The sequence below is a fragment of the Providencia sp. PROV116 genome, from assembly GCF_028482485.1.
GTDB classification, from domain to species: Bacteria; Pseudomonadota; Gammaproteobacteria; order Enterobacterales; family Enterobacteriaceae; genus Providencia; species Providencia rettgeri.
Genome location: NZ_JAMPQO010000015.1, coordinates 1 through 18,165 on the forward strand (window position 1 = coordinate 1; position 18,165 = coordinate 18,165).

General features: G+C 43.0%; 18 protein-coding genes. 4 read left to right on the forward strand and 14 right to left on the reverse strand.

Annotation, left to right across the window (positions count from 1 at the left end; translation table 11 throughout):
* Nucleotides 1–78: 78 nt before the first annotated feature.
* The 8 genes from fusA to fkpA all read right to left on the reverse strand — a co-directional run bounded on the left by fusA (nt 79) and on the right by fkpA (nt 6,251).
* Nucleotides 79–2,205 (reverse strand): elongation factor G, encoded by a 2,127-nt coding sequence (gene fusA, locus PSE72_RS10985; protein WP_109912909.1) that lies wholly within the window; start codon nt 2,203–2,205, stop codon nt 79–81.
* A gap of 89 nt (nt 2,206–2,294) precedes the next feature.
* Entirely contained in the window at nt 2,295–2,765 is a 471-nt protein-coding gene (rpsG, locus tag PSE72_RS10990) for a 30S ribosomal protein S7 (RefSeq protein ID WP_004262486.1), read from the reverse strand.
* A gap of 97 nt (nt 2,766–2,862) precedes the next feature.
* Nucleotides 2,863–3,237 (reverse strand): 30S ribosomal protein S12, encoded by a 375-nt coding sequence (gene rpsL, locus PSE72_RS10995; protein WP_004265905.1) that lies wholly within the window; start codon nt 3,235–3,237, stop codon nt 2,863–2,865.
* A gap of 136 nt (nt 3,238–3,373) precedes the next feature.
* Nucleotides 3,374–3,661 carry a sulfurtransferase complex subunit TusB gene (tusB, locus tag PSE72_RS11000; protein WP_004265906.1) on the reverse strand — a complete coding sequence of 96 codons (288 nt, stop codon included), beginning with the start codon at nt 3,659–3,661 and terminating at the stop codon, nt 3,374–3,376.
* Nucleotides 3,662–3,718: 57 nt separating this feature from the next.
* Nucleotides 3,719–4,078 carry a sulfurtransferase complex subunit TusC gene (tusC, locus tag PSE72_RS11005; protein ID WP_115166427.1) on the reverse strand — a complete coding sequence of 120 codons (360 nt, stop codon included), beginning with the start codon at nt 4,076–4,078 and terminating at the stop codon, nt 3,719–3,721.
* 24 nt (nt 4,079–4,102) lie between these two features.
* Nucleotides 4,103–4,507: a sulfurtransferase complex subunit TusD gene (gene tusD / locus PSE72_RS11010; protein WP_115166426.1), complete on the reverse strand. Its 405-nt coding sequence runs from the start codon at nt 4,505–4,507 to the stop codon at nt 4,103–4,105.
* On the reverse strand, nt 4,504–5,208 hold the full coding sequence (locus tag PSE72_RS11015) for a helix-turn-helix transcriptional regulator (RefSeq protein WP_004262503.1): 705 nt from the start codon (nt 5,206–5,208) through the stop codon (nt 4,504–4,506). Before PSE72_RS11015 ends, tusD begins: the two co-directional genes overlap by 4 nt.
* A 299-nt stretch (nt 5,209–5,507) precedes the next feature.
* The gene (gene fkpA, locus PSE72_RS11020) at nt 5,508–6,251 is read right to left on the reverse strand and encodes an FKBP-type peptidyl-prolyl cis-trans isomerase (protein WP_004262506.1); all 744 of its coding nucleotides are present in this window, start codon (nt 6,249–6,251) and stop codon (nt 5,508–5,510) included.
* A 246-nt stretch (nt 6,252–6,497) separates the two neighbouring features.
* Here fkpA and PSE72_RS11025 point away from each other — a divergent pair, with 246 nt between their 5' ends.
* The gene (locus PSE72_RS11025) at nt 6,498–6,719 is read left to right on the forward strand and encodes a SlyX family protein (protein ID WP_004262507.1); all 222 of its coding nucleotides are present in this window, start codon (nt 6,498–6,500) and stop codon (nt 6,717–6,719) included.
* Between the two features lie 80 nt (nt 6,720–6,799).
* Here PSE72_RS11025 and slyD read toward each other — a convergent pair whose 3' ends face one another.
* The 4 genes from slyD to kefG form a co-directional block, all read right to left on the reverse strand.
* Nucleotides 6,800–7,399, reverse strand: a complete 600-nt coding sequence (gene slyD, locus PSE72_RS11030; RefSeq protein ID WP_004265922.1) for a peptidylprolyl isomerase — start codon at nt 7,397–7,399, stop codon at nt 6,800–6,802.
* 86 nt (nt 7,400–7,485) lie between these two features.
* A complete protein-coding gene (locus tag PSE72_RS11035) occupies nt 7,486–7,689 on the reverse strand; it encodes a YheV family putative zinc ribbon protein (protein ID WP_115166425.1) in 204 nt (67 codons plus the stop codon).
* A 9-nt stretch (nt 7,690–7,698) separates the two neighbouring features.
* Complete coding sequence (kefB, locus tag PSE72_RS11040; RefSeq protein WP_004265926.1) at nt 7,699–9,507, reverse strand: glutathione-regulated potassium-efflux system protein KefB; 1,809 nt, start codon at nt 9,505–9,507, stop codon at nt 7,699–7,701.
* Nucleotides 9,507–10,061 (reverse strand): glutathione-regulated potassium-efflux system ancillary protein KefG, encoded by a 555-nt coding sequence (gene kefG / locus PSE72_RS11045; protein ID WP_004265928.1) that lies wholly within the window; start codon nt 10,059–10,061, stop codon nt 9,507–9,509. Before kefG ends, kefB begins: the two co-directional genes overlap by 1 nt.
* Nucleotides 10,062–10,212: 151 nt before the next feature.
* On the opposite strand from kefG, the gene PSE72_RS11050 reads away from it, so the two are divergent.
* The gene (locus tag PSE72_RS11050; RefSeq protein ID WP_117162957.1) at nt 10,213–12,147 is read left to right on the forward strand and encodes an ABC transporter ATP-binding protein; all 1,935 of its coding nucleotides are present in this window, start codon (nt 10,213–10,215) and stop codon (nt 12,145–12,147) included.
* Between the two features lie 80 nt (nt 12,148–12,227).
* Here PSE72_RS11050 and adiA read toward each other — a convergent pair whose 3' ends face one another.
* Both adiA and PSE72_RS11060 read right to left on the reverse strand, forming a co-directional pair.
* Nucleotides 12,228–14,495, reverse strand: a complete 2,268-nt coding sequence (gene adiA / locus PSE72_RS11055) for an arginine decarboxylase (RefSeq protein WP_117162956.1) — start codon at nt 14,493–14,495, stop codon at nt 12,228–12,230.
* Nucleotides 14,496–14,599: 104 nt separating this feature from the next.
* Nucleotides 14,600–15,460, reverse strand: a complete 861-nt coding sequence (locus PSE72_RS11060) for a MurR/RpiR family transcriptional regulator (protein WP_115166424.1) — start codon at nt 15,458–15,460, stop codon at nt 14,600–14,602.
* A gap of 256 nt (nt 15,461–15,716) precedes the next feature.
* Between PSE72_RS11060 and murQ the strand changes: the two genes are divergently transcribed.
* A complete protein-coding gene (gene murQ / locus PSE72_RS11065; RefSeq protein ID WP_115166423.1) occupies nt 15,717–16,628 on the forward strand; it encodes an N-acetylmuramic acid 6-phosphate etherase in 912 nt (303 codons plus the stop codon).
* Nucleotides 16,629–16,655: 27 nt separating this feature from the next.
* Nucleotides 16,656–18,122: a PTS N-acetylmuramic acid transporter subunit IIBC gene (gene murP, locus PSE72_RS11070; RefSeq protein WP_115166422.1), complete on the forward strand. Its 1,467-nt coding sequence runs from the start codon at nt 16,656–16,658 to the stop codon at nt 18,120–18,122.
* The last annotated feature ends 43 nt before the right edge of the window (nt 18,123–18,165 follow it).

Consider the following 18,165-nt stretch of genomic DNA (forward strand, 5'->3'; position numbering starts at 1 on the left):
CGACTCTATTCCTTATGGAGTTCCCTCTTCACGATAAAGAAGGAACTTAAATTAAAGTTGTTAACCGATAAAAATCGATTATTTAGCGTTACGAGCTTCGATTACAGCTTGTGCAACGTTGTTTGGTGCTTCATTGTACTTCAGGAACTCCATAGAGTATGAAGCACGACCTTGTGTCTGAGAACGCAGGTCAGTAGCATAACCGAACATTTCTGACAATGGTACTTGTGCACGAACGACTTTACCAGTAGGCAGGTCATCCATACCTTCAATCATACCACGACGACGGTTCAGGTCACCAATAACATCACCCATGTAGTCTTCTGGTGTTTCCACTTCAACTTTCATGATTGGCTCAAGTAGAACTGGTTTAGCTTTTTTGAAGCCATCTTTAAACGCGATTGAAGCCGCAAGTTTAAACGCCAATTCAGAGGAGTCAACATCATGGTAAGAACCGAAATGTAAACGAACACCCATGTTAACAACCGGGTAACCAGCTAATGGACCAGATTTCAGCTGTTCTTGGATACCTTTGTCAACCGCAGGGATGTATTCAGTAGGAATTACACCACCTTTGATGTCGTTGGCAAATTCGTAATCCATTTGAACGCCGTCTTTATCGTTTTTGTTCAGTGGGAACATATCGATAACGACATGACCATACTGACCACGACCACCAGACTGTTTCGCGTGTTTACCTTCGATATCAGTCACTTTCATAGTGATTGCTTCACGGTAAGCAACTTGAGGTTTACCAACGTTCGCTTCAACTTTAAATTCGCGACGCATACGGTCAACCAGAACGTCCAAGTGCAATTCACCCATACCAGCGATGATAGTCTGATTAGTCTCTTCATCACTTGATACGCGGAATGATGGGTCTTCTTGAGCCAGACGGCCTAATGCGATACCCATTTTTTCTTGGTCAGCTTTAGTTTTTGGTTCGATTGCAACAGAGATTACTGGCTCTGGGAATTCCATACGCTCCAGGATGATTGGTGCATCAACCGCACATAAAGTATCACCTGTAGTTACGTCTTTCAGACCGATAGCCGCCGCGATGTCACCAGCGCGAACTTCTTTGATCTCTTCACGTTTGTTAGCGTGCATCTGTACGATACGGCCAAAACGTTCTTTCTTCGATTTCACTGCGTTCAGAACTGTGTCACCTGAGTTAACAACACCAGAGTAAACACGGAAGAACGTTAAGTTACCAACGAATGGGTCGGTTGCAATTTTAAATGCTAATGATGAGAATGGCTCATCATCACTTGCGTGACGCTCTGCAGGAGTGTCTTTACCGTCGTCCAGAATACCATTGATTGCAGGTACATCTGTTGGCGCAGGTAAGTAATCAACAACTGCATCCAGCATCGCCTGAACACCTTTGTTCTTAAATGCAGAACCACAGGTAACCAGAATAATTTCGCTTGCAAGAACACGTTGACGTAATGCAGATTTAATTTCTGCTTCGGTCAGTTCTTCACCGCCCAGATATTTTTCCATCAGTTCTTCTGATGCTTCTGCTGCGGTTTCGATCAGGTTGTTGTGCCACTCTTCAGCAGCTTCTTGCATGTTCGCAGGGATATCTTCGTATTCGAAGGTAACGCCCTGGTCTTCGTCGCTCCACTTGATTGCCTTCATTTTCAGCAAGTCAACAACACCAGTGAACGACTCTTCTGCACCGACTGGTAATTGCAGTGGAACTGCGTTAGCAGCTAAACGTGATTTTAATTGCTCAACAACACGTAAGAAGTTCGCACCCATACGGTCCATTTTATTAACGAACGCGATACGTGGAACTTTATATTTGTTAGCCTGACGCCATACAGTTTCAGACTGTGGCTGAACACCACCAACCGCACAGTAAACCATTACTGCGCCATCAAGAACACGCATAGAACGTTCTACTTCGATGGTGAAGTCAACGTGTCCCGGGGTGTCGATGATGTTGATACGGTGTGGCTCATACTGTTTTGCCATACCAGACCAGAATGCAGTAGTCGCTGCAGATGTGATAGTAATACCACGCTCTTGCTCCTGCTCCATCCAGTCCATTGTTGCAGAACCTTCGTGAGTTTCACCAATTTTATGGTTTACACCAGTATAGAACAGAATACGTTCAGAAGTTGTGGTTTTACCGGCGTCGATGTGTGCACTGATACCGATATTACGATAACGTGCTATGGGCGTTTGACGGGCCATTTTTTCCTCTCTCGTGGGCGTTCAATGCTTCATATAAAGGGTAGCAAATGGCTACCCTGAGATACATCACTAATGTGGGTAAGAAATAATTACCAACGGTAGTGTGCGAACGCCTTGTTAGCTTCTGCCATACGGTGAACGTCTTCACGTTTCTTAACAGCGGAACCTTTGTTCTCAGCAGCGTCTGATAATTCATTTGCCAGGCGAAGCGCCATAGATTTATCACCGCGTTTACGAGCAGCATCAACGATCCAACGCATTGCCAGGGCATTACGACGAACCGGGCGAACTTCAACTGGAACTTGGTAAGTTGAACCACCAACACGGCGGGATTTAACTTCCACAGTCGGACGCACGTTATCCAGTGCTAATTCGAATGCATCAAGTTCAGTTTTACCAGAACGCTGAGCAAGGGTTTCAAGTGCGTTATATACGATTGCTTCAGCAGTAGATTTTTTCCCGTCTACCATCAGGATATTTACAAACTTGGCCAGTAATTCTGATCCGAACTTAGGATCTGGAAGAATTTTACGTTGACCTATTACGCGACGACGTGGCATGGATATGACTCCGTTGTTAATTCAGGTTTGTCCAAAACTCTACGAGAGTATTTTGACATTAAGATTAAAATGTTTGGCCTTACTTAACGGAAATCCATTAAGCCTTAGGTTTTTTCGCGCCGTATTTAGAACGAGCTTGCTTACGGTCTTTAACACCAGAACAGTCCAGTGCGCCGCGAACGGTGTGATAACGCACACCTGGTAAGTCTTTAACACGACCACCACGGATAAGGATAACGGAGTGCTCCTGCAAGTTGTGGCCTTCACCACCGATGTAGGAAGAAACTTCGAAACCATTAGTTAAACGAACACGGCATACTTTACGTAATGCTGAGTTTGGTTTCTTAGGAGTGGTAGTATATACACGAGTACATACGCCACGTTTTTGCGGGCAAGCTTCCAGTGCTGGAACGTTGCTTTTAACAACTTTCGAGCTACGAGATTTGCGTACCAGCTGATTAATAGTTGCCATTATTAAAAAAGCTCCTGGTTTTATTGCTTCGTAAACACGGATTTTGACCTCGTTCGCCAACATGACGATACACGAGGACGCGAAATTTTATTGCTGACTGGCTCAGGTGTCAAGAAATATACAACTTTTAGTGCCTTTATATGGCAAAATGTTGTTTTTGGACTTCTGTTAGCTTCACAAAACCTTGATATGTGATTACAGAAACTGCGGTTGAGAGGGTATTTTGCAACCCGCGAGCATTGATGTCGGCATCCAAAGCGTACAACTGCGCACCTGTTTTTTGTAATGCAATAAGAAAAGGTGACTGTGCGACTGCCGCAACCACGCCATCTTGCATCAGTAAAACTACGTCTTCCGCCGTAATAAAGCCTAGCATCGCAGAAAAATCACATTTAAATGGAGATGTTGCTAATGTATACAGCATAGAAAAGATCCTACTATAGATCAAAACTTAACCCAAGCTCAAAATTCACACAACAGATCAAAAATTAAGCACCACATCACATTCAGCTATTCTCGCTCTGATCTCTTTCTTGTTGAGAATTGTTGGCGTCACGACCCATTTGGTATTTTCCCCTAACCCTCTTTCTTGTAATGAAGAGCCGCAGAGATAAATCTTTTCAATGTCATATAATGGCAATATTTTAAATGTTGCGATGTAATCCCGAGCAAGCACTTCAGCAGGGTGTTGGTTTGCCAGAAGCTGATAGACGCCATCAGAGAGAAAAAACACCTGAATGTCTTCTGTCAGTGCTGAAGTTGCTAATAATGCATCTAGCCCTTCTCGACCACTGGCATTTCCATGGGGCATGGTTGTAAAGACAAAAGCTATTTTTTTCACACGATACCTTGTATTGAGCTGTTCTTAGAATTGAATTGTCCGGTCTGTGGTTATCATCGCTTCCGCAAGGCTTCCTAACCCACTCATTATAAAGCCCTCAGCAAGGTTGGCTGTTGGAAGTGATAAACTTTGCGCTTGTTCTTGGTCAACAACCCCTCGGCGCAAAGCTGCGGAAACACAGATATGCATTTCACACCCTGATTGTTTTGCCAGTTCTTGCCAAGCTGAAACTAAATTGAATTCATCTGTTGCCGGCGAGGTAAGCTGATTCGCATTGAAAACACCTTCACGATAAAAAAATAATGTTTTCAATATATGCCCTTCTTCAAGAAGGGCTTTTGCAAATTGATACGCACTCGCTGCTTGTTGTGTACCGTAAGCGGGACCTGTCACAACTAAGCAGTAGGTTAGCGAATTTGTATTACTCATTCACCGCTCTTGAATTGACGAATATATAAGTAAACCGTGTGCTTAGAAATATTCAGGCGGTCAGCTACTTGGTTGATGGCGTCTTTAATATCAAAAATACCTTTTTCATATAAGTTAAGAACCACTTGCTTGTTTTTTGCATTATTAGAGACATTACGATCACCACCCACTTCTTCAATCGTATATTCCAATGTTTGCGCGACAAGGTCATCAACTGAAGAGGCAAAGTTCACATCTGAAGTGACTTCTTGTTTAGTTTCTGGAACAAACGATTGAATAATTTCAGAGAACGGTACATCTAAGTTCATATTGATGCATAGTAAGCCAATCACACGTTGCTTACGGTTACGAATCGCAATAGTAACGGATTTCATTAAATCACCGCTTTTCGCTTTCGTAAAATAAGCTTTCGAGACATTCGATTCTTCGTCTGCCATATCGTGCAGCATTCTCAACGCTAGGTCTGTAATCGGTGAGCCGATTTTACGCCCAGTGTGCTGACCATTTGCGATTCTGACTGCAGAGCAGTTTAAGTCTTCTAAAGAGTGAAGAACAATTTCACAGTGCCCACCGATTAGCATTGCTAGACCATCCACAGCAGCTTCATATGATTTTAAAATCTCGTGGTCTGTCTCAGAAAAGGGCTGGTTATCCAATATGTTAATATCGCTGAGGTCGTGTGATTGTATAGAATCAGACATTTCAACATCATCCTTCTAATGTAAAAAACTCATCCTGTTGACTAAAAAGGCGTTCATTATTCGACTATTTGGCCTTCATTACTTTGTCCGTAGCCAACAATTGTGATGATAAAAAATAAAATAGAGTCTTTTGAAGTTAAAACTCCACGGCGTTGCCGTCAAGCGAATGAATGCAAGACAGTCTGTTTTATCACAAGTTTTAAACAATTTGAGAATTTTTTTTGATGAGAAATACAAAAAAGCCCAACGCATGAATGTGTTGGGCTTCAAAATACACTTAACTAATGCTTAGTGAATCATTATTTAGCAGCAGGTTTGATATCTAATAATTCAACATCAAAAACTAATGTTGAATTTGCAGGGATACCCGGCACGCCATTTTCACCATAAGCTAACTCAGCAGGGATAACTAACTGCATTTTGCCGCCTTTTTTCAGGTTAACTAAACCTTCAGTCCAGCCTTTAATCACTGAGTTTAATGGGATAGTCAGTGGCTCGTTACGTGAATATGAGCTATCGAATTCAGTGCCATCAATCAGAGAACCTTTGTAGTGAACGACTACAGTTTCGTCTGCTTTAGGTTTTGCACCTGTACCGTCTTTTTCAATTTTGTACAGCAGGCCTGATTTGGTTTTTACAACGCCTTTTTCTTTCGCGTATTTTTCGCGGTACTCAGCACCTTTTTTCTCATTGTTGGCTGATTCTTCTTTCATTTTTTTGTCGGCAGCTTCTTTGACTTGACCTTCAAACTGACGCAATGTTTCCTCAACTTCTGCATCGGTCATTTTGCTTTTGCCGTTAAATGCATCTTGGACACCAGCAAGTAATTGGGCTTTGTCCAAGTTAATACCAATTGTTTTTTGCTCTTCTAAAGAATTCTGCATGTAGCGACCTAAAGACGCACCTAGTGCATACGCATTACGCTCTTCTGCGTTTTTGAATGCGCTGCTTTGTGCTTTGGCTTCCGCTGCCATCACTTGCGGAGCAGCAAAAGTAAATGCTAGCGTAGTTGCTAAAAGGCTTGCCTTAAACAGTGATTTCATCCTAGTCTCCGATAACTTTTATTCGATTATATTCGAATAGCGAACTATTCGTTTTATGGGTAGGGCTCTTTAAGTTTAGACCCCGTTACCCCATTGAGTATTAAAAAAATATAATAACTACTGAGACCACATTAACAAAAAGTCGTTTCGTCGCCTATATCTTTAACTAAAACTTATCTATTGATTTGTAATGTTCAGTTATTATGATGGTTTAATTACGATATAAACGCTTAAGGAGAGTCGGATATGGACTCATCTGATACATTTGAACAACGCTTAGAACTTTTAGAAAGTAAAGTTGCCTTTCAAGAACTGGCGATTGAGCAACTTAACCAGGTTATTACTGACCAGCAAATGCAAATGAGCCGCCTTCAAGAGCATTTACGCATTGTGGCTGAAAGACTGAAATCATCCCAAGATTCTCACTTAGCAAGGCCAGAAGAAGAAACACCACCGCCACACTATTGATTTCAAATATAAAACTCTTGATTTCAAATACAAAAAAGGAAGCTTTCGCTTCCTTTTTTTACAAACACTAATACAAGGTATTAGTGGCAGCCGCAGCCGCCTTGTTTGTGTCCGTGACCTTCGCCGCCACCGCAGCAACCGCCTTCTGAACCATGGCTATGACCACCACCGCCACAGCAACCACCTTCGTGATCGTGATCATGGTCGTGACCGCCTGCACCATGGACGTGGCCATGTGCAATTTCTTCTTCTGTTGCTTCACGGATAGCCATGACTTCAACATTAAATTTCAGGTTTTGGCCTGCTAACATGTGGTTACCGTCAACGATAACTTCATCACCTTCAATGCCTGTGATTTCGACAGGAACTGGGCCCATGTCAGTGTCAGCTAAGAAACGCATACCCACTTCTAGCTCATCAACACCCATAAATACATCTTTAGGAACACGTTGAACTAAGTTGTCATCGTATTGGCCATATGCGTCGTCTGAAGCGACTTCAACATCGAAGTTTTCGCCCACAGAACGACCTTCTAATGCTTTTTCTAAACCTGAAATTAAAGACCCACGACCATGCAAATAGTCCATTGGTGCGCTTGCTGGTGATTCATCAACTAAAACACCGTCTTCTGTTCTTACTTGATAAGCCAAGCTGACCACCAAGTCTTTTGCTACTTTCATGACATCTCCTACTACCCGTAAGGGAAAAATTTTTGCCAATTGTACCGAAAAACTCAGATGATGTATTGAGAATTGACAAATTTCTATTATTCAGGTGTAAAAATTCCAATAACCTGCTCTTTTTGCCTAACATGACCAGTTGCTTCATCCCCTGCTTGGCGTTGTTGATCGCCGCAATTGACACACTCAACGACATCAATTTTATCTTCACGCCACATCATTAATGTGTCTTGTGACTTGCACTTAGGGCAAGTCGCTCCAGCAATAAAGCGTTTACGTATTGAAGCCATTTCTAACCCTTACTGTTCATTATTCCAACTATGGGGCTGGCGATGCTCTCTTTGCATTTCTTTCTCAAAGAGCTCATTAAGTTCACGACGCGCCTCTTTAATGCGTGAAATTTGCCCGCTATCACTATTTTCATTTTCAGGGTAGATATCCCTGAGCATTTTCATGTCTAAACGACGGAAATGCTGCTTGGCACGATAAGCTTTATGAGGGTGCATCCCCGTACTGACTAAAGCCTTGCTGCCAAGTTCAAGCGCACTCGAGAATGTTTCACGGCTAAAGTCAGTCACGCCACATTGCAATAGCTCATGAGCCTCAAGACGACCTTTAGCACGAGCAATAATATGCAAGTTAGGGAAGTTTTCTTGGCAAATTTGCACAATTTCCATCACTTCTTCAGGGACATCACTGGTAATCACAATAGATTTGGCTTTATCAGCTCCTGCTGAGCGCAATAATTGCAGTTCACGTGCATCGCCGTAATATACTGTATAGCCGTAGCGGCGCATGGTACTAATCGCCGTAACATCTTGTTCTAGTACTGTAATTTTAACCTTATTAGCCATTAATAATCGGCCAACCACCTGACCCATACGACCAAAACCGACCAAAATAACATGCGGGTCATTATCCTCTACAAACGGTTTTTCACTCGAGGCCGGCTGTTGATTATAACGATAGTTCAAATAAGCATCTATCAATTGCATCACAAGTGGAGTGGTCATCATCGAAAGCGTGACAACCACCAGCAATAAATCCATTTGCCGTTCATTAATCACACTTGCACCAAAGGCAGTTGCATAGATTACAAATGCAAATTCGCCACCTTGGCTAAGCACACCAGAAAATTGCGCTCTCGCACCATTTCGAAGCCTAGCGGCTAAACTCAGTCCGTAAAGTACTAACGCTTTGACAGCGACCAATACTACAACAGCAATCAATACTTGCGGTAAATAGGCCCACAACACATCTAAATTCAATGACATACCTACTGAGATAAAAAATAGCCCCAGTAGCAAACCTTTAAACGGTTCGATATTAATTTCCAATTCATGACGGAATTCTGTTTCCGCTAACATGACCCCTGCCATAAAGGTTCCCAGAGCCATAGAAAACCCAAGGCTTTCCATAATGAGTGCAGAACCTAATACCACCAATAAGGCGGCAGCCGTAAAAATTTCATGAACGCCAGATTTAGCAGCAAGCCTGAACATCGGCCGCAATAAGTAACGGCCAACGACCCATAAGCCTGCGAACGCCACTATCTTCAAACCAATTTTTTGCCAATCACTGGTTGCTGAATCCCCTGCTAACAATGGGATCAGCGCCATAATCGGGATAACGGCCATATCTTGGAATAACAAAACAGAGAAACCGAGTTGCCCGCTTTCTTTGTTGGACATCCCTTTTTCGTTCATCAATTGAAGTGCCATTGCCGTTGATGACATCGCCATACCTAATCCACCGACAATAGCCGCTTGCCAAGAGAATTTGGCTAAAAATAGCAGTGACGCCATGATAGCTGCGGTCACGACCACTTGAAGCGTGCCCACACCGAAAATAGAGCGCCTAAGTTCCCATAATTTAGAAGGTTTTAGCTCTAACCCAATAAGAAACATCAGGAACACCACCCCCATTTCGGAGAAGTGTAAAATATCATCAACATTGCGAATAAAGCCGAAAACAAATGGCCCAATCATGATCCCGGCAAGCAAATACCCAAGCACAGCACCTAAGCGGATTTTTTGTGCGATAGGTACCATAACGACCCCTGCACAAAGGAAGATGATAACGGATTCAAATAGCCCCAGTTCTGACATTAGGATAACCCTCCCGCACCTAGCGGTTGCTGCATCCATTGACGGTAGTCATCGATAAGCTGTTCAAAGCGTTCTTTAGGCTGCCGACGTGCTGCATAAATAATGGTTGGTTCTAACCACTGCATATCACACATTAATGCGGTCAATTCAAATGGGCGAAGTATTTCTGTAAGCGGGTAATGATTATACCCATCATGTTGATAAGCGTGGATAGGCTCCCCCGTCGTGATCACCGAGCGCCAATATTTGCCTTTTAATTTCTGGTACCCCACGTCGGTAGCAAAACGGCGAGTTAACACGCGATCAAACCACTCTTTTAACAAAGCAGGGCAACTATAAGTATAGAGAGGATGCTGAAAAACAATGATATCGTGCTGACACAATAATTTTTGTTCCGCGGTAACATCAATAAAATAATCTGGGTAAATTGCGTATAGATCGTGCACAGTCACATGGTCAAAATCACGTACTGCCCCCAATAACGCCTTATTAGCCATCGATTCGTCGGGGTCCGGGTGAGCGTAGACCACCAACACTTTCGGTGTATTTGACATCTTTCCCTCCTCAAAGGCGTGTCAGACGGAACATTTTCCGTTACCATGCAGCCTGCTAAATAGAGTTTACACCCTAAACATTGCAGTCTTTGTATTATTATTCGGGTGTGTAGATTTGGGTAATTTAACATATTTTTAATAGACGGTTGCTATGATTGTTTTCTCTTCACTCCAAATTCGCCGAGGTGTTCGTGTCCTACTGGACAATGCCACTGCGACTATTAACCCCGGCCAAAAAGTTGGTTTAGTGGGTAAAAACGGCTGCGGTAAATCGACGCTTCTTGCGTTATTAAAAGGCGAATTACAAGCTGAAGCAGGTTCTGCAACCTTTCCAAGCAATTGGTCTATGGCATGGGTGAACCAAGAAACTCCCGCGCTTGATGTGCCCGCTCTTGAATATGTGATTGATGGTGATCGCGAGTTCCGAGCCTTAGAACAAAAACTTCAGCAAGCCAATGAAAAAAATGATGGCCATGCCATCGCAGTAGTTCATGGGCAGCTTGATGCGATTGATGCATGGACCATTCGTTCTCGCGCCTCCAGTTTGCTACATGGCTTAGGTTTCAGCCAAGCACAGCTAGATTCCCCAGTAAAATCATTTTCGGGTGGATGGCGGATGCGTTTGAACCTCGCGCAGGCACTGCTTTGCCGTTCTGACCTGTTGTTACTCGATGAGCCAACCAACCACCTTGATTTAGACGCGGTCATTTGGTTAGAAAAGTGGTTAAAAAGCTACCAAGGCACCCTGATTTTGATTTCCCATGATAGGGATTTCCTCGACCCGATTATTGATAAAGTGCTGCATATCGAACAAGAAACCATGTTCGAATATACGGGTAACTATTCTTCTTTTGAGCGCCAACGTGCGACAAAACTCGCCCAGCAGCAAGCGTTGTATGAAAGCCAACAAGCTAAAGCTGCGCATTTGCAAAGTTATATTGATCGCTTTAGAGTGCAAGCCACCAAAGCCAAGCAAGCACAAAGCCGCATTAAGATGCTTGAAAGAATGGAAATGGTCGCACCGGCTCATGTGGATAACCCATTCCATTTTTCATTCCGCAAACCAGAAAGCTTACCGAATCCATTATTAAAAATGGAAAAAGTCAGCGCAGGCTACGGTGAAAAGGTCATTTTGCAATCCATCAAACTGAACTTAGTCCCGGGGTCACGCATTGGTCTGCTCGGGCGTAACGGCGCAGGTAAATCAACTTTAATCAAAATGTTAGCTGGCGACTTACCTCCATTACAGGGAGAAATCTCCCTCGCAAAAGGGATTAAACTCGGTTATTTCGCCCAGCACCAATTAGAGTATTTGCACCCTGAAGAATCCCCCTTGCAGCATCTTGCTCGCCTTGCCCCTGAGCAAACTGAGCAGCAATTACGTGACTATTTAGGTGGTTTCGGTTTTAAAGGTGACCAAGTTACTGACCCAAGTGGCCGTTTTTCTGGTGGGGAAAAAGCGCGCTTAGTTCTCGCTTTAATCGTCTGGCAGCGCCCTAATTTACTGTTGCTCGATGAGCCAACCAACCACTTGGACTTAGATATGCGCCAAGCGCTTACTGAAGCCTTAATGGCCTTCGAAGGCGCTTTAGTTGTCGTTTCCCATGATAGGCATTTATTGCGTACCACGACCGATGAACTGTATTTAGTCCACGGCGGTTCTGTAGAGCAGTTTGATGGTGATTTAGAAGATTACCAACAATGGCTAGCTGAGCAAAACAAGCTCGAATTACAGCAAGTGCGTGATCAACAAGAGAAAGATAAACCAGCAGCCGCTGCAACGGTGACGGCACAAGATAGAAAAGATCAAAAACGTCGTGAAGCTGAATTTCGTCAGTTAACTCAGCCTATCCGTAAAAAAATTACGGAATTGGAAAAGCAGATGGATAAACACTCTCATGCCCTGAGTGAGCTTGAAGCAAAACTTTCTGATGCAGCCATCTATGAACAAGATAAAAAAGCTGAATTGACGGAATGTTTGAAAAAACAAACTGAACACAAAGCAGCGCTTGAAGACGTGGAAGTGGAGTGGATGGAATTGCAAGAGCAGTTAGAAACCATGACTAGTGAGTTTGAATTAAATTAATTCGTTATAAAACATCACAATCCATTAAAATCACGAAAAGCTATCTTTTGATAGCTTTTCGTTTTTATCATCACTGAATCTTATTCTTTCACACACATCACATAATACTGGCCATCAATAATTTCAGTGCCTTCGGTTTCGTGTTCAAAACCAGGGAATTCGCTATCCCATGCTTGAAGACTATGTAAATAGCCGATATGTGGGCTATTTTTATCGCCAAAGCTTTCCCCCGATAACAACATTGGGATACCCGGTGGATAGGGAATAATCGAGTTAGCAGCAATACGCCCGGCGAGTTTATCTAAAGGAACCGACTCAACACGGTTAGCAACAATTTCTTGATAGGCATCGCGCGGGCTCATCATCACTGCAGGGAGTTGTTCATAAGCCTGATTTAGTTGACCTCCAGGGTTATTTTTTTGTAGATACACAAACATTTTATTCCCTAAATCACGTAGCCCCATCTCACTATAGATCTCAGGAGCCGCTTCAACCACTTCAGGCAATACCTTTTTCAGTGCCGTATTATTGTCATAGTGGCGCTTAAACGACAGCAGCGCGTTGACCAATGTCCCCCATTTTCCTTTCGTAATTCCCATCGAAAACAAAAACATAATTTGGAAATCGGTCGTACGGGTTGGCACAATACCATAATGATTTAACCAAGCTGTGACTAAAGCAGCAGGAACGCCGCTATCCAGTAATTTACCGTCATCTCCCATCCCCGGCGACAAGATACTTACCTTAATTGGGTCAAGCATCGCCCAATTTTCAGGGATATCTTTAAAACCATGCCATTTATCTTCAGGATTCATCACCCAGCAGCTTTGCTCTTTCATCAACAGTTCAACAGGGGCATCTTCAAATGCATAGCGTTTACCTGTTGCTGGGTCTTTCACCATTTCTTGATTCCATGGTTTGAAGAACCACTCATCATCATTGATAAATTCTTTGTATAGGAAGCCCAGTGATTGACGGAAGTCGATGGCTTCACGGATGACTTCATCAGTGAGTGAACGCCCACTGTTGCCGTCCATCATATCTGCGGCAATATCATTCGAGGCACAAATTGCATATAGCGGCGAGGTGGTCGCATGCATATGATAAGCTTGGTTAAAACGATTAAAATCAATCGCATTACGGCCATTTCGGACGTGGATAAATGAAGCTTGTGAAAGTGCATTCAATAATTTATGCGTAGAGTGGGTCGCAAAAACGGTAGGTTCATCGTCTTTTCTAGGGTCATCACGCATCGCAAAGTGGTCACGGTAGATAGGGTTAAAGCGCGCGTAGCCGTACCATGCCTCATCAAAATGGATTCTATCCAATGATTCATCAAGCAAATCCTGAACTTTGCGTGCGTGATAGCATACGCCATCGTAAGTACAGTTAGTTACTACACTATATGCGGGACGTTTGCCAATTTTATCCGAAGTTAATGGGTTTTTAGCGATTTTTTCAGTAATCGCTTCCGGTGTCATCTCTTGAGGGTAAATCGGACCAATAATGCCATAACGATTACGGCTTGGCGTCATATAAACCGGTTTTGCTCCAGTTAAAATCAAACCTTGCTCAATAGATTTGTGGCAGTTACGGTCAATGACAACAACGTCATCATCCGTCATACAAGCTTGCATAATCGTTCGGTTCGAACCTGATGTTCCCACGACCACTGAATAAGATTGGTCAGCACCAAAAATACGGGCGGCATTTCTTTCACATTCACCAAATGCGCCGGTATGGTCTAACAGTGACCCCACGGCAACTCGCTCGATACCAATATCGGTACGAAACAAGTTTTCTCCAAAGAAATCATGATAAATGCGACCCGCGGGGGTTTTGGTGAACCCAACCCCCCCCTGATGACCCGGTGCTGCCCATGAATATTCATGTACATCACTGTATTTAATCAAGCTTTTCATCAAAGGGGGCAATAAATTAGCGCGGTAGCGGATAATCGCGGCAAGAACTCGGCCTGCGATAAAATCAGCGGAGTCTTCTAAAATCCAAGCAAACTCATCAACTTGCTCCATCATTTTGCGGTCGAATGCCGTCAAGGCTTCTTCACGATCACTTAATAAAAAAACAGGAACATCTTCCTGCCTACGGTGAAGTTGGGTAATCAATTGATTTGCCTGAGTTTGTTCTTGTTTGTCTGACATATCTCGGCCATATAACAAGCAATCAATACTGGTATTTGATCGAATGTATGCCATCCCATCTTCAAAATTACGGATGATCACGGTTTCTACGTGCTCATCGTTAAGTTCACTAGCGAGTCTTGCTACGGCATGACTAATAACGGAGTCGTCATCAGTTAATTCCGTATAAACTATGAGTGCTCTCATCAATAACTCCCTTTTAACTTTTTAAAATCAAAATACTGATAATATTAGTCTTAACGTAAATAAGGTTTGATTGCAAAGTTATCGATGAGGATTCAAGCCACTAATCACTCATCTAATTTATTAATCACTACTCTTGCATTCATAACTAACGACTTTGCTTTCGCTTCTCGTCGTTGCAATAACGCCATAAAAATCAGGTCAGTAAGCGTATTTTGTGCGGTTCTTGAAGAAATTGATGAACTACGCCATTCATCTTCCTCCGCAATACTTTCAAGAACATAATCAGCAATTTGCCCCAGTGGTGAATCACAGTCACGCGTAATCGCAATGACACATGCCCCTTGCTTACGTGCAATATTCGCTGCTGTTAGCATGTCTTTACGCTTCCCTGTAAAAGAAATAACGATTTGTACATCATGAGCATTGAGAGTGAGTGCCGCCGCAATTTGCACATGATGGTCTGACTCCACGAGCGTTGTAATACCAATTTTTTGTAATTTATAACTTAAATCTTTTGCAGTTAAGCCTGACCCACCAATACCGACAATCTGTACTCTCTGTGCTTGGTCTATTCGCTCAACAATGCGTTCAAACTGTCTGAAATCAATTAATTTTGTTGTTTCTGTAATTGAATGATTTTTCTCCATTGCCAATTTCTGAGCAACAACCATCAAGTTATCATCAGGTGCAATGCGGTTATGTAAAGCGGAATGAGGTGCTCCCTCTTTCAGTTGCTGGCGTCCAATAATCTCACTAAGTGCAAGTTTCAAGGCGGGATACCCCTTCACCCCGACTTTTTGACTAAACTTAACGATGGCAGATTGGCTGACATCTAAAATTTCTGCTAATTGCTGAGACGATAAATTCAGTACATTTTCGGGATTTTCAAGGATGAATCGTGCAATTTTGCGTTGGTTTTCCGCTAATCGCGGTAGTGAGTAAGTAATGATGTCCAATAATGTCATGGTGACCTCTAATAATAGTTGTAATAGCCAGACCTATAGATAAAAAAATAATAATAAATTATTCCTCAACCAAATCACTGATACCTGATAAATAATACTTACAATTCAAAGAGTCGTAACTTTAGTCTGTAAAATAAATCACAAAATATTCTTGTATATTCACAAGATAGAATAGATAGCACCGTGATATTAGTCACATATAAGGAATAAATAATTCCTTAATATTAGCCCAATAACTGATCTAGGAGCAATTTTTATGACTATCGACTTAAGCAAAATGGTAACTGAAAGCCGTAATGCAGCCAGTACTAATATCGACCAACTATCAACGGCTGAAATGCTAAAGGTCATTAATAATGAGGACAAACTCGTTCCGTTAGCGGTTGAAAAAGTGCTCCCTGAAATTGCTCAACTGGTTGATAAAGTTGCAGAAGCCTTTTTAAAAGGCGGTCGTCTGATTTACTCAGGCGCAGGAACCTCTGGCCGTTTAGGAATTCTTGATGCCAGTGAGTGCCCGCCGACTTATGGAACGCCCCATGAGCAAGTTGTTGGTTTAATCGCCGGTGGTCATCAAGCTATTTTTCGTGCCGTAGAAAATGCAGAAGATAAGCCTGAACTGGGCGAACAAGACCTCAAAGATATTCAATTCAATGATAATGATGTGTTAGTTGGTATCGCAGCGAGTGGTCGAACACCTTATGTATTAGGAGCTTTAGCATACGCGAATGCTATTGGTGCAACCACAGCTGCCATTAGCTGTAACCCAAATAGCCCAATTGCCAATGCCGCAGATATTGCTATCACTCCCGTTGTCGGTGCAGAAGTTGTCACAGGCTCTTCACGCATGAAAGCAGGAACTGCACAAAAATTGGTACTGAATATGATCACCACTGGGGCAATGATCCGTATCGGAAAGGTGTTTGGTAATTTAATGGTTGATGTTGAAGCAACAAATGCCAAACTCATTGAAAGACAAACAAAAATTGTGATGGAAGCGACCGACTGTGACCGAACTACTGCAGAAACCGCCCTTCAACAATGTAATCGACACTGCAAAACTGCCATTTTAATGGTGCTATCGGGCTTGAATGCCGATGACGCACGTCAACTGCTCTTAGACAACAACGGTTTTATTCGTACGGCACTCAATATGGCCTCATCCGCCTAATTTGCGGATTTTAATGGGATAAATAGTATGGCTAAAATAACAATAGAAATGATACAGCAGGTCCTACAACACGTTGGAGGACGCCGTAATATTAAATTAGCGGGTAACTGTATGACCCGTTTGCGGCTCACACTCAACGATGACCAACTAGTCGATAAAGCTGCACTCAAACAAATCGCAGGGGTGCTTGGTGTCATTGAGAGTGATGAACAGCTGCAAGTGATCCTTGGCCCGGGTAAAGCACAAACTGCCGCAGACTTAATGAACCAACTGTTGGATAACGATGAAGAGGATAGCCATGAGGCAACAACCCAGCCTCAGGATTTAAACGACATTGCATCCGCAAATAAGCAGCAACTGAAAAAGAAACAAACCAGTGCCGTTCACCGGTTTTTATCCAAATTTGCCACGATATTTACACCGTTAATTCCGGGCTTTATTGCTGCCGGCCTACTATTAGGCTTTGCAACTCTAGCGAAACAAACCTATTTCCCAGCAGGGCTTCCAACAAAGCCTGAAGAGCAGACCCTACTCGTACATACTATTTTATATATGTCAGTATTTAGCAAAGGGCTGTTTAGCTTTCTAAGTATTCTCATTGGTTATAACACTCAAAAAGCCTTTGGCGGTAGCGCGGTAAATGGTGCCATCATTGCTTCACTGTTTGTTCTTGGATATAACCCTGAAATAGCCAAAGGGTTCTATTCTGACATGAATAGCTTTTTCGGGTTGGCTATCGACCCAAGAGGTAACATTATTGGGGTATTGATTGCGTGTATTTTTGGCGCATGGGTTGAAAAACAGGTACGCAAAATTATCCCAGCTAACCTTGATATGATTTTAACCTCAACAATTACCTTATTAATTGTTGGTGCTGCTGTGTTTATCTTTATCATGCCTATTGGGAGCTGGTTATTCTCTGGCATGTCATGGCTGTTTGTTCATTTAAGCAGCAACCCATTCGGAACTGCCATACTTGCTGGGCTATTCTTAATTGCAGTCATGTTTGGCGTGCACCAAGGTTTTGTTCCGGTATATATGGCACTCGTTGAAACTCAAGGTTTTAACTCACTCTTCCCTATCCTAGCGATGGCAGGTGGTGGCCAAGTTGGTGCAGCAATGGCGTTGTATGTTAAAGCCGCAAAAGATTCGGTGTTACGCAATCAGATTCGTGGGGCTATCATTCCAGGTTTCTTAGGTGTCGGTGAACCACTTATTTACGGTGTAACTCTTCCGCGGATGAAGCCATTTGTTACCGCATGTTTAGGTGGTGCCGCAGGCGGTTTCTTTGTTGGGCTAGTGGCTTGGATGGGTTTACCCGTTGGTTTGAATACCGTCTTTGGCCCTTCTGGCTTAGTCGCTATCCCAATGATGACGTCAGCTGATGGGGTGTTCCCTGGAATGTTAGTTTATGTGGGCGGGTTATTCACATCCTACTTATTCGGTTTTATTTTTACTTATTTTTTCGGAACTAAGAACGTCGATTTAGACTAATCGCCTCCCTTATATGTAAAAAGCAGCCCATGGGCTGCTTTTT